This window comes from Minwuia sp. IMCC3060, from assembly GCF_029909435.1.
GTDB lineage: Bacteria > Pseudomonadota > Alphaproteobacteria > Minwuiales > Minwuiaceae > Minwuia.
This window is the reverse complement of sequence record NZ_CP123782.1, coordinates 2,471,678-2,484,401: the sequence shown is the minus strand read 5'-3', so window position 1 is coordinate 2,484,401 and position 12,724 is coordinate 2,471,678. Positions and strand designations below refer to the sequence as shown.

Genomic DNA, 12,724 nt, shown 5'->3' with positions numbered 1-12,724 from the left:
AGTGACCCTAGCGAAGCCAATCATCGGGGTACTGCTTTCCCTGCTGACGGGTGCCTTCCTGATGATCTCGCCTCTGACGGTCTCTCCGGCCAGGGCGCAGTATGATGACCCCTGCCGCAATCCGCGTGAACTGCCAACGGTGATCGTGGAGGTCGAGGCGCGGACGGAGCGGACAAGTGCCCGCTTCACGGCGGACGAACTGCACCAGTACGCCGACCGGCAGGATCCGCTGCCGGTCGGCTATCGGCATTTCGGATTTACCGAAATGGCGCGGGAGATCAGGACCAAGGCGCAGGTTCGTTCCGGCACGGATGAATACAAGAACTTCTGCTTCTCGCCGGAGACGATCACGGTGACGGTCAAGGTCGCGCCCGTGATGTATGTGCCGGGCGAGTACCCGCGGACCAGTTGTCCGGCGGGGGCCGTGCGGGTGCACGAACTGCTGCATCTGCAGGTTCACGAGGACGCGCTGCAGGAACTGCCGGGCAGGATCGAACGCGCGCTGGAGCTTGAGCGCGAGTTGCGGATCACCCGCAAGGCCCGGGACAAGCGTCATGCGATCAGTCTGGTCCGGGACCTGTCCCTGGAAGTGGCGGAACGCACCGCCAGGGAACTGGACGAGGAATACCGCATCAGGCATCTGGAACTGGACTCGCCGCAGAGCTATCGCGCCAATCTGGGCATCTGCGGAGAAGCCGAATGGGCCGGCCTGATGGATTGAGCAGGGCGTGAAATGCGCCATGCGCCGGGATGGGGAGAGAACCGGAAATGGACCAGGAAATTGAATTCGGCAGGAAGGGCGGTCTGGCCACCGTCCTGTTGAACCGGCCGAAGGCCCTCAACGCGCTGACGCACGAGATGTGCGTGGAGCTGCATGCGCGGCTGAAGCAATGGCGGACCGATGACTCGGTTCAGGCCGTTGTGGTTCAGGGGGCAGGGGACCGGGCGTTCTGCGCCGGTGGCGACATTCGCAAGCTGTATGACGAAGGCCGTGCCGGGGGACAGTACCCGTATGACTTCTACCATGATGAGTATCGGCTGAACGTCGATATCCACTACTTCCCGAAGCCCTGGATTTCCCTGCTGGACGGGATCGTGATGGGCGGCGGTTGCGGGGTGTCGATACCGGGCAGCCATCGTGTGGCCACGGAACGGGTGACCTTCGCCATGCCGGAAACGGGGATTGGCCTGTTCCCCGATGTCGGTGGTTCCTTCTTTCTTTCCCGTGCGCCCGGGCATGTGGGGACATGGCTGGCACTGACCGGCGCGCGGCTGAAGGCTGCCGACAGCCTGCACGCGGGCGTCGCCGATGCCTGCGTCGCTTCCGAACGTCAGGATGAACTGATCGATGCGCTGGCGGGCGCTGAAATCGCCAGCCATGACGACGCGACGACCGTGATCGCCGGATTTGCTTCCGAACCGGGAGACTCCGACCTGGCGGCGCGGCGAGCCGATCTTGACCGTCTGTTTGCGGGTGACAGTGTGGAGGAGATCCTCGACGCGCTTGATGCCGACGGTGGGGAGTGGGCCGCGAAGCAGGCTTCGATCATGCGCACCAAATCGCCGACGTCGCTGAAGATCGCCTTCCGGCAGGTCCGCGATGGCGGGACCAGGGATTTCCGCGAATGCATGAAGATGGAATGGCGCATGGTGAACCGCGTCATCGCCGGACATGACTTCTACGAAGGCACCCGTGCGACCGTCATCGACAAGGATCAGTCACCGGCCTGGCAGCCCGCGACACTGTCCGAGATCGATGCCGCGACCGTCGAAGGCTATTTCGCACCGCTGCCGGACGGCGACCTGACGTTCGATTGACCCGGAATCCTGCGCCGCGGGGGCGCAAGCGCGGCCAACGGCGTCTTGTCACATCCCATTGCGGGTGGTCTGCACAATGCCTAGGTTGAGGTTTCCCCATACAGCAGCCTGACTCGCCAGCGACGTTTGCGAACGGTCGGGCTTGCCTTGAACTGGTGCAGGAGTACCACATGAGCGATGCGATGACGAGCGAGCAGGCCGCGCTCTGGCTTGACGACATGCACACCCGACTGGCGCGATACGAGGCGTTGCCGGAAAAACTGGCCCCGACCAGCATCGAGGCGGCCTATGCCGTGCAGGACGCCTTCGTGCGCCGCATGCAGATGCGTGGCCTGAAGCCTCTGGGCGCGAAGATTGCGCTGTCCTCCCCTCAGATGCAGGAGATGGTGGGTATCGACCGTCCCGTCGGAGGAACGATTGTCGGCGCTGAGCTGCTGCACTCACCTGCCCGGATCCGCGCTTCCCAGCTCGGCCGTGTCTGCATCGAGTGTGAGGTCGCCGTTCGTCTGGGATCGACGCTCGAAGCCGGCGGTGCGCCGTTCAGTGAAGAGACCATCTACAACTCCGTCGATGCCTGCGCCGCAGCCTTCGAAATCGCGGACGACCGCAATGCGGATTACGCGAAGCTGGATGCGCTGAACCTGATAGCCGACAACGCCTGGAACGCCGGGATCATCCTGGGGCCGGTGGTCACTGATTTCGACGCTGCGACCCTGGCCGATGCCACGGCGGAACTGCACATGAACGGGGAGAAGGTCGGTGAGGGCAAGGGCTCCGACGCGCTCGGCCATCCGTTCAACAGCCTTCGGGTTCTGGCGGACGAGCTGACGGCGCAGGGACGTTCCCTGAAGGCCGGTGACTGGGTCCTGACCGGCACCGTGATCCGCACCTGGTTCCCTGACGTAGGTTCATCACTGACCTACAGCCACAGTGTGCTGGGGGATGTCAGCGCGGAAATCGTCTGACCGATTGGCCGCCTGATTGATCATCGGGGGGCGTGTGTCCGAAAAACCTGTTCTTGTGTGGTTTCGCCAGGATCTTCGGCTGGCTGACAATCCGGCCCTGACCGCGGCTGTCAGCACCGGCGCGCCTGTCATTCCGGTCTTCGTGCTGGATGACAGTGGTGCCGGGGACTGGCGACCGGGTGGTGCCTCCCGCTGGTGGCTGCACCATTCGCTTGCGGATCTGGACGAGAGTCTGCGGGGGAAGGGCAGTCGGCTTGTGCTGCGGTCCGGCGCGTCAGGTCAGGCCATCCGGGACCTGGTGCGGGAGACCGGCGCGGATACCGTCCTCTGGAACCGCCTCTACGAACCTCTGGCGATCCGCCGCGACACGGCACTCAAGTCGGACCTTAAGGATGCCGGTGTGGCCGTGGAGAGTTTCCCCGGCAACCTGGCCTTCGAACCCTGGACGATCCGTACCGGTGACGATGGTCCCTATCGCGTGTTTTCGCCCTTCATGAAGGCCTGCCTGCGCAAGGGTGCGCCGGACCAGCCTCTCACCACACCTGACGCACTGACGGCCCCGGAGAACTGGCCCGCCAGCGATGAGCTGGAAGGGTGGGCGCTGCAGCCGACGACACCGGACTGGGCGGGTGGCCTGAGAGAGCGCTGGACACCCGGCGAGACCGGCGCCCGCAGACGCTTCGGGGCGTTCCTGGATGATGCGCTCGACAACTATGCGAAGGCACGCGACCAGATGGCGGGCGAAACCACGTCGCGGCTTTCCCCGCACCTGCATTTCGGCGAGATCAGTGTCCGGTCGATATGGCAGACCCTCGATCACCGGGAAGCCGAAGGTGCCCGGTCCGTCGGAAAGTTCCGCGCGGAACTGATATGGCGCGAATTCGCCCATCACCTGCTGTTTCACTATCCGACACTGCCGGAGAAGAACTGGCGTGAGTCCTTCGATGCCTTTCCCTGGGTCGATGATCCGGAGGCCCTGAAGGCCTGGCAGAGCGGGCAGACCGGCTATCCGCTGGTTGATGCGGGCATGCGCGAACTCTGGGTCAGCGGCTATATGCACAATCGGGTGCGGATGGTCGTGGCATCCTTCCTGATCAAGCATCTCGCGATCCACTGGCGTCATGGTGCGGACTGGTTCTGGGACACGCTCGTCGATGCCGATCTGGCGAACAATGCGGCGAGCTGGCAATGGGTTGCCGGTTCCGGCGCGGATGCCGCCCCCTATTTCCGCATTTTCAATCCCGTGCGGCAGGGGCAGCAGTTCGATGCCGATGGTGCCTATGTCCGCCGTTGGCTGCCCGTACTGCAGGATCTGCCCGACAGGTACCTTCACGCCCCCTGGACCGCGCCTGATGCCGTGCTCCGGGACGCGGGTGTGAAACTGGGTGAGAACTATCCGAGGCCGGTCGTGGATCACGCCGAGGCGCGGGCGCGCGCGCTGGCCGGGTACGAGAGAGTTAAGGCGCTGTAATAAAATCGTAATTAGCAAAAGCTTAATTTTGCACCGTCACGATGCCCCGGCTTATGTTCCAGGCCGGAGAGCAGGGGAAGATCGGTGCCGAATTTCGTTGCTGCGATCCGACAGTTCATGGGCGTGTCTGCGGCCTTTTCCGCTTACGTGCGTCGCCACCCCGTGAGTTATGCCCTTCTCTCCGGTCTCGCGACCTCGATGCTGGTGTTCGCAAGCAGCAGCTTCACTGAACTCTCCCATGACAGTGCCTGGCTGCTGATGGCGACCACAGGGACCGCCGCCGCGATCGCGGTGCTGGGTGCTGCGACGCCGTTCGGGCGCACTGGCAGCAGAACGGGCAGACTGCGGGAGCAGGCGGTCGGGCAGAACATCTCGAGAGTGATGGAATCACTGGATGACGGCCTTTTTCTGTTTGATGCCGAAGAACGGCTGATCACCTGCAATGACATTGCCCGCCAGATATTTCCTGAAGTGACACAACGACAGGGATCTGGCGGCCTGATGGACCTTGGCGATCTGGCAAACATGGTCGCAGCCCACAATGGACGGAGCGAAAGCGGTGTGATCGGCCTTGATCTGGCCGGGTCGGTCCTGCATCTGCTGCGCAAGCAGGGGGCGGCAGAGATGCTGAGCATTCGTGGGTCGGAATGGTACCGGGTCACGGCCCGGCAGACCGAGGATGGCAGCCACCTGATCGTCTTCTCGGACATGACCGAGTTCGTGGACCGGGGTCTGAAGCTGAAGGAGAGTGAGGCGCGCTTCGAGCGTCTGGCCGAGCATCTTCCGGGCGCGATCCTGCGCCGGCTGGAACTGGCGAACGGCAGCTTCATCTTCGACTACCGGAACGGCGGCATCCGCGATCTGACCGGACTGGAGCCGGACCATTTCGTCGGTGACCTCGCGAACCTGCTGCGACAGGTTCATCCTGAAGACAGGGAGGAGGTCAGGCAACGGTTCGAACTGGGTGACAGGTCTCAGGCTTCCTGGAACATGGAGTTCAGGATCCTGCACGCGCGCCGGTCGGCGACATGGGTATCCCTGACCATGCGGGCACGGCTGAACAGGATCGGGCGGGCTGTCTTCGAGGGGATCCTGCTCGACATCACCGAACGCAAGCAGGTGGAGCAGACGATACGTCGTGCGCAGGAGGAGGCCGAGAAGGGCAGTCAGGCGAAAACCAATTTCCTTGCCAACATGAGCCATGAACTCCGGACACCGCTGAACGCGGTCATTGGCTTCTCGGAGATGATGATGCATCAGACGCTGGGGCCCCTGAATCCGCCGAAGTACCGCGAATATGCCGGCGACATTCGGGGTGCTGCCGTTCATCTGCTGGATCTGATCTCCGACATCCTCGACCTGTCGCGGCACGAAGCGGGCCAGTTCGAACTGCGCGAGACCACGCTGGATGCCAATGAACTACTGCGGGAATGCGAAAGGTACTTCAGTGCCCGGGCGCAACAGCGGGGAATGGCGTTTCGTGTCTGCCTCTCGAAGGAACCGGTCATGCTGCGGGTGGACCATCTCAGAATACGCCAGATCATGCTGAACCTGATCTCGAACGCCATGAAGTTCACGGATGATGGAGGCTCGATCCTGATCGATGTGCGCCTTGATCCGTCCGGACCGCAACTGCGGGTCCAGGATTCGGGAATTGGCATGGACAAGTCCCAGATCGCGAAGGCGTTCGAACCCTTCGGGCGGGTGGAGTCCCAGCTCACCGCAGGACGCGAGGGGACCGGTCTCGGCCTGCCGCTCTCCGCCGTGCTTGCCGAGCGGCATGATGGCGAACTGCTGCTGGAGAGCGAGCCGGGCAAGGGCACACTTGCCATCCTCCAGCTTCCCGATCATCGTCTGCTCCGGAAAAGGCCGCGCGGCATTCGCGCATGCGCATGAAGGCGTTGTTGCCCCCATCCGGAGTTTCGTCCGTTGCGAGTGATCCGACCGAATGAGTACACGGGCGAGAGTGCCTGGGATGCGCTGGACATCGAGAAGTTCGACACCGCAACCGTGCGCCTGCACTGGACCGATCAGCCCTACATCTGGCACGTCAACGACGGGCCGGAAGTGTTCGTGGTGGTGGATGGCCGGGTCGACATGAAGGTGCGCGACGCAAGCGGCACGGTCACTGTCCATCGTCTGGAGCCGGGCGACATTTTCCACGCCCAGGCCGGGGACGAGCATGTCGCTCATCCGCTGGGGGGCGCGCGGGTGCTGGTCGTGGAGCGTGCGGGCAGTATCTGAACTTCCCGCCCGACCGTTCCCTGTCCGCTTTACCTTCCCTGTAGTCTGTCCTAAATCCCGTAGGAGTTCGCGCTTCATGGAATTGTACGAGAAAAAAATGGATATCAGACAAGGCTTCGTCGGGTCGATTGGAAATACACCGCTGATCCGTCTCAACAGGGCATCCGAGGAGACCGGGTGCGAGATCCTGGGCAAGGCGGAATTCCTCAATCCCGGCGGATCGGTGAAGGACCGGGCGGCGCTGGCGATCATCAACGACGCGGAAAAGCGTGGCCTGCTGAAGCCGGGCGGCGTGATTGTCGAGGGCACGGCGGGCAATACCGGCATTGGCCTGGCACTGGTCGCCGCGGCCCGGGGCTACAAGTGTGTCATCGTCATTCCCGAGACCCAGAGCGACGAGAAGAAGGACATGCTGCGGATCTGCGGCGCCGACCTGCGCGAAGTTCCCGCCGTTCCCTATCGTGACCCGAACAACTACGTGAAATATTCCGGGCGCCTGGCGGAGGAGATCGCGGCCAGCAACCCCAACGGGGCCATCTGGGCCAACCAGTTCGACAATGTTGCCAACCGCCAGGGTCACATCGACACCACGGGTCCGGAGATCTGGGAACAGACGGACGGCAAGGTCGACGGCTTCATCTGTGCCGTAGGTACGGGCGGCACGCTGGCTGGTGTCGCCATGGCGCTGAAGGAACGCAATCGGCACGTGAAGATCGGTCTGGCCGATCCGCATGGCGCGGCCCTGTGGCACTATTATGCCCACGGCGAGCTGAAGTCCGAGGGCGGATCGATCACCGAAGGCATTGGTCAGGGGCGCATCACCGCCAATCTGGAGGGGCTGTCGGTCGATCATCCGTACCGCATCGGGGACGAGGAAGTGGTGCGGACAACCTTCGACCTGGCGCAGCACGAAGGACTGATCCTCGGCGGGTCCAGCGGCATCAATGTGGCAGGCGCCATCCGGCTGGCGCGGGAGCTTGGCCCCGGCCACACCATCGTCACCATCCTCTGTGACGGCGGGCAGCGGTACTTCAGCCGCCTCTACAATCCGGCCTTCCTGAAGGAGAAAGGCTTGCCGACCCCGCCCTGGTTGGACTAATTCCGGGGGCTGACGCAATTCCGTGCGGGAGCCCCTGATGACCGACGCCCTGTTTCGCGACGATGCCTATATGAAATCGTGTGACGCGACCGTGCTGGCGGTGACGGAGCGGGGCGGCGTGGTGCTCGACCGGACCATCTTCTATCCGACCGGCGGCGGGCAGCCCGGTGACAGCGGCACCATGCGCTGCACCGACGGCACTTCCATCCGCATTGCCACCACCGTGAAGGGCGAGACGCCTGACGGGATCGTGCATGTTCCGGCGGAAGGGGAAGCATTGCCCGAGGTCGGTTCGGCGGTGACGCTGGAACTCGACTGGGACCGCCGCCACGCGCACATGCGCATGCATACCTGCCTGCATCTGCTTTCCGCCGTCCTGACCTATCCCGTCACGGGTGGTCAGGTGGGCGCGGAGAAGAGCCGTCTGGACTTCGACATTCCGGAGGCGGTTCTGGACAAGGACGAGATCACCGCGAAACTGAACGAACTGGTCGCGCGCGACGCGCCGGTCAGCATGCGCTGGATCACGGACGCGGAACTGGCGGCGCAGCCGGACCTGGTCAAGACCATGTCCGTGCAGCCCCCGACCGGCGCCGGGCATGTGCGGCTGATCGAGGTCGAGGGCATGGATCTTCAGCCGTGTGGCGGCACGCATGTTGCCCGCACCGGCGAGATCGGTGCCGTGGAAGTACGCAAGATCGAGAAGAAGGGCCGGCAGAACCGGCGCGTCAGTATCCAGTTCGCGTCCTGAACAGCGACAACGACAGGCAACAATCCAGCAGGGGCCAAACAATGGGCTATTCCAATCCGCAATCACTGGTCTCCACGGAGTGGCTGGCCCGGCATATCGATGCACCCGATGTGCGCGTCGTCGATGCATCCTGGTACATGCCCCATCTGGGACGGGACCCGAAGGCAGAGTTCGCGGCGGAACATATTCCCGGTGCCGTCTTCTTCGATATCGACGAGATCGCCGATACCGACAGCGACCTGCCGCACATGCTGCCGTCGTCGGAGAAGTTCTCCTCCCGCTGCCGCAGGCTGGGCCTGGGCGACGGTGTCCGCATCGTCGTCTATGACGGTGCCGGCTGTACCGCGGCGTCAAGGGTCTGGTGGACGTTCCGCGCCTTTGGTCATGACGATGTCTCGGTGCTGGACGGGGGGCTGCCGAAGTGGAAGGCGGAGAATCGTCCGCTGGCGGATCTGCCCGACGTTCCGCGTGAACGCCACCTCTCGGCCCGTTTCAACAGCTTCCTGGTCCGCGACGTGGACCAGATGCTGGCGAACGTGAAGAGCGGGCGCGAACAGGTGCTGGATGCCCGCTCCCCCGGCCGTTTCGATGGCAGCGAGGCGGAGCCGCGGCAGGGACTGCGCGGCGGCCATATCCCCGGCAGCCTGAACACACCCTATCCGAGCCTGCTGAAGGAAGACGGAACCTTCCTGCCGCCGGAGGCCCTGAAAGAGGTCTTTGCCGCATCTGGCCTCGACATGAAGAAGCCGGTGATCACCACCTGCGGCTCCGGCGTCACTGCCTGCGTTCTGGCCCTTGCCCTGCATCTGGTCGGGCACCGCCAGGTCGCGGTCTATGACGGGTCCTGGACCGAATGGGGCGGTCGGGAAGACACGCCGGTGGAGCGGTAGGCATCATGGCGCAGGCGGATGAGGACCTGATTCCGATCACCATCACCTACCTGCGGATGGCGGCCCAGCCGACACGCCCGACACCGCCCGCGCCCGCGACACCGCATGCCATCATGCGGGCGGAGCAGCCGACGGTTCATTTCTACCGCTATCTCTACAACACGGTCGGGGAACGCTGGATCTGGACCAACCGGCGCTACATGCCGGACGAGGAGCTTGCCGCCATCATCCAGGACCGCGATGTCGAACTGATGGTGCTCTATGTGAAGGGTGTGCCTGCGGGATTTGCCGAACTCGACTTTCGCGGCCTGCCGGATGAGGCTGATCTGGCCTACTTCGGTCTGATGCCGGAGTTCATCGGGCGCAAGCTGGGGGGCTGGTTCCTGCACTGGGCTGTCAGCGAACTCTGGTCGCGCGGGCCCGAGAGCATCACCGTCAATACATGCACGAAGGATCACCCCTCCGCCCTGCCGATGTACCAGCGGATCGGATTCGTGCCCTACAGCCGTGAGGAATCGACCCTGCGGCCCCTGCCGGGTGCGTCCGCGTGACCGATCAGTCGCTGCGCGATTTCATCACCAGGCTGGAGCGCAAGGGCGATCTGGTGCGCGTCAGCGAGCCGGTCTCGACGGTGCTCGAGATGACGGAGATCCAGACCCGTCTGCTGGCGGAGGGCGGTCCGGCGGTTCTGTTCGAGAACCCGGTGAATGCCGATGGCTCTCCCGCCGCCATGCCGGTTCTGGTCAACCTGTTCGGTACGGTCGAACGGGTGGCGATGGGAATGGATCGCAGGCCCGAGGAACTTCGCAGTGTCGGCGAGATGCTGGCCTTCCTGCGTCAGCCCGAACCGCCTGCCGGGTTCCTCGATGCGCTGGACAAGCTGCCGCTGGTGAAGACGGTGATGGCAATGCGCCCGAAGACCATCGGCTACGGTCCTGTCCATGACGTGATCCAGACCGGCGACCAGATCGACCTGACGCAACTGCCGGTCCAGACCTGCTGGCCGGGGGAGCCTGCGCCGCTGATCACCTGGCCGCTGGTGGTGACGAAGGGCCCCTCCGAGGCGAAGGAGGATGACTTCAACCTCGGCATTTACCGGATGCAGGTGCTGGGGCGGAACAGGACGATCATGCGCTGGCTGAAGCACCGGGGCGGCGCGCAGCATCATCGGCGCTGGGCGGCGGAGAAGCCGGAGCCGCTGCCTGCTGCCGTGGTCATCGGTGCCGATCCGGGCACCATCCTGGCCGCCGTGACGCCGGTGCCGGATACGCTGTCCGAATATCAGTTCGCCGGGCTGCTGCGCGGTCGGAAGGTGGAACTGGTGGACTGCCAGACAGTGCCGCTGAAGGTGCCCGCCCATGCCGAGATCGTGCTGGAGGGGCACGTCAGCCTGGAAGACTACGAAGACGAAGGCCCCTACGGCGATCACACCGGCTATTACAACGCGGTCGAGAAGTTCCCGGTCTTCACGGTCAGCGCCATCACCCGGCGCAAGGACCCGATCTACCTGTCCACCTTCACCGGTCGCCCGCCCGACGAGCCGTCGGTACTGGGGGAGGCGCTGAACGATGTCTTCGTGCCGCTGCTGATCCAGCAGTTCCCGGAGATCGTCGATTTCTGGCTTCCGCCGGAGGGCTGTTCCTACCGCATCGCCGTCGTCTCCATCAAGAAGGCCTATCCGGGCCACGCCAAGCGCGTGATGCTGGGTGTCTGGTCCTATCTGCGGCAGTTCATGTACACCAAGTGGGTCATCGTCGTGGACGACGACATCAATGCCCGCGACTGGAAGGATGTGATGTGGGCCATCTCCACCCGCATGGACCCGGCCCGCGACATCACGGTGATCGAGAATACCCCCATCGACTATCTCGACTTCGCCTCACCCGAGGACGGGCTGGGATCGAAGATCGGTCTGGATGCCACCAACAAGTGGCCGCCGGAGACGAAACGGGAATGGGGCACCAAGATCCGCATGACCGATGAGGTCATCCGCACCATCGACGAGAAATGGTCCCGACTCGGCCTGCCCGGATCAGGCAAGTCGATCTGGTGAACGGCCGGGCATCTGCCTAGGCCCCGTCTGCTTCGCGCCCGCGTTCGCTGACGAAGCCGGCGGTCCAGGGATCATCCTTCGTCAGGGACAGGTTGTCGTCGATGGCGGTCTGCAGGGCGGCCACGTCGATCTGGTGGAATGATCCCGCGCCCACCAGCGCGGCGGCGTTGGCGGCGGCGCGTCCCATGGCGAAACAGGGGCCCATGACCCGCACGCTGGCGAGGGCCGCTGGTTCGGCGTCGATGCAACGCCCGGCCGTGACCACATTGTCCAGTCCCTCGGGCACCATGGCGCCGAAGGGAATCCAGTGCATGTGGTCGTCGGCGAAGACCTCCCAGTGCGTGTCCGCCATTTCCGTATGCAGCTCGATGGGCCAGGAGCAGCGGGCGATGGCATCGTCGGGGCGGTGCCCGGCGCGCACACCATCGACCGTGATGCGGCTGCGGCCCTGAATGGTGCGGGTCTGGCGAATGCCGGGCTGGCCATAGGTCGCGACACGGGCATTGCCGAAGGCTTCCGGAAACTCCGCCTTGAACAGGGCAAGCAGGCCGTCCACCTGCGCCCGGCCCTGCATTCCCGCCCGGGCAAGGCCGACAGGGTCCTGCGGGGTCTCGATATGGGTCATGTTGGCCAGAACCTTGCCCGGCTCCGCCTGCGGGAAAAGGAACCCGTCATGGCGCACCAGGCCGAATTCCGCGCCGCGCGCGCGCATTGCAGCGTGATAGGTCTCCCGCGGCATCTCGTTGACGATATCGGTATCCACGCCTTCGAACACCGCCATGATCGTGCCGTGAATGTCCGTGTCGGACTGGTTCAGGTCCAGACCGGCCAGCCAGGAGAGCACCGCGTCGCCCGACGCATCGACGAAGCTCTGGGCCTCGATCACCATGTCGCCCCAGCGTGTCGCGAGCTGCAGGGTGCTGATGCGGCGGTCGTTCTTCTCCACCCCGCGCAGCACTGCGCCGGTGACCGGCATGACGTCGGTTTCAAGAATCTGCCGCTCCACCCAGCGCATCCAACCGTTGATGGCATAGTCGACGATCAGCGTATTGCGGGCCCGGCGGGCGGTGGCCTGGCCGTTGGCTGTCATCTCTTCCAGCAAGGGGTCCATCACGCCATGCGTGACGCGACCCGGCGCAGGTCCGTTGGCATAGAGGCCGCAGATGGTGCCGATGGCGGAGTTCACGGCCTGTCCGCCGATCTGTGGTGCGGCATCTACAAGGACGACCGACTGACCCAGTGCACGGGCCTCCAGCGCCGCAGACAGGCCCGCAGCCCCCGACCCGATGACGCAAAGGTCGGCGGTCAGCTTCTGCTGTTGCGACATGCGTCGCACGGTTTGCATGCCTGGATGCTGCACCTGTTTCTCCCGATCCCGGATTGCTTTCGAACCTGTACCAGAGTGGCGGCTGGGCTGTACCGAATGCAAGGCA

At 64.3% G+C, this 12,724-nt stretch carries 12 protein-coding genes; 11 read left to right on the top strand and 1 reads right to left on the bottom strand.

Going from position 1 to position 12,724, the window contains the following annotated elements:
• The first annotated feature begins 1 nt into the window (after position 1).
• From QGV54_RS11675 to QGV54_RS11625, 11 genes are all read left to right on the top strand, one after another.
• Complete coding sequence (locus QGV54_RS11675) at positions 2-721, top strand: hypothetical protein (protein ID WP_281016663.1); 720 nt, start codon at positions 2-4, stop codon at positions 719-721.
• A 47-nt stretch (positions 722-768) separates the two neighbouring features.
• Entirely contained in the window at positions 769-1,818 is a 1,050-nt protein-coding gene (locus QGV54_RS11670) for an enoyl-CoA hydratase/isomerase family protein (RefSeq protein ID WP_281016664.1), read from the top strand.
• Between the two features lie 170 nt (positions 1,819-1,988).
• Entirely contained in the window at positions 1,989-2,783 is a 795-nt protein-coding gene (locus QGV54_RS11665) for a fumarylacetoacetate hydrolase family protein (RefSeq protein ID WP_281016665.1), read from the top strand.
• A gap of 55 nt (positions 2,784-2,838) precedes the next feature.
• Positions 2,839-4,254, top strand: a complete 1,416-nt coding sequence (locus QGV54_RS11660) for a deoxyribodipyrimidine photo-lyase (RefSeq protein ID WP_281016666.1) — start codon at positions 2,839-2,841, stop codon at positions 4,252-4,254.
• An 84-nt stretch (positions 4,255-4,338) separates the two neighbouring features.
• Entirely contained in the window at positions 4,339-6,150 is a 1,812-nt protein-coding gene (locus tag QGV54_RS11655; RefSeq protein WP_281016667.1) for an ATP-binding protein, read from the top strand.
• A gap of 33 nt (positions 6,151-6,183) precedes the next feature.
• Positions 6,184-6,498 (top strand): cupin, encoded by a 315-nt coding sequence (locus tag QGV54_RS11650; protein ID WP_348637611.1) that lies wholly within the window; start codon positions 6,184-6,186, stop codon positions 6,496-6,498.
• 97 nt (positions 6,499-6,595) lie between these two features.
• A complete protein-coding gene (locus tag QGV54_RS11645) occupies positions 6,596-7,597 on the top strand; it encodes a cysteine synthase A (protein WP_281016669.1) in 1,002 nt (333 codons plus the stop codon).
• Between the two features lie 37 nt (positions 7,598-7,634).
• Positions 7,635-8,348: an alanyl-tRNA editing protein gene (locus QGV54_RS11640; protein WP_281016670.1), complete on the top strand. Its 714-nt coding sequence runs from the start codon at positions 7,635-7,637 to the stop codon at positions 8,346-8,348.
• 41 nt (positions 8,349-8,389) lie between these two features.
• Entirely contained in the window at positions 8,390-9,238 is an 849-nt protein-coding gene (sseA, locus tag QGV54_RS11635) for a 3-mercaptopyruvate sulfurtransferase (protein WP_281016671.1), read from the top strand.
• Between the two features lie 5 nt (positions 9,239-9,243).
• Entirely contained in the window at positions 9,244-9,789 is a 546-nt protein-coding gene (locus QGV54_RS11630; RefSeq protein ID WP_281016672.1) for a GNAT family N-acetyltransferase, read from the top strand.
• On the top strand, positions 9,786-11,291 hold the full coding sequence (locus QGV54_RS11625) for a UbiD family decarboxylase (RefSeq protein WP_281016673.1): 1,506 nt from the start codon (positions 9,786-9,788) through the stop codon (positions 11,289-11,291). The genes QGV54_RS11630 and QGV54_RS11625 overlap by 4 nt, the downstream gene beginning before the upstream one ends.
• A 16-nt stretch (positions 11,292-11,307) precedes the next feature.
• Here QGV54_RS11625 and QGV54_RS11620 read toward each other — a convergent pair whose 3' ends face one another.
• Positions 11,308-12,636: an FAD-dependent oxidoreductase gene (locus QGV54_RS11620; protein WP_281016674.1), complete on the bottom strand. Its 1,329-nt coding sequence runs from the start codon at positions 12,634-12,636 to the stop codon at positions 11,308-11,310.
• Between the last annotated feature and the right edge of the window lie 88 nt (positions 12,637-12,724).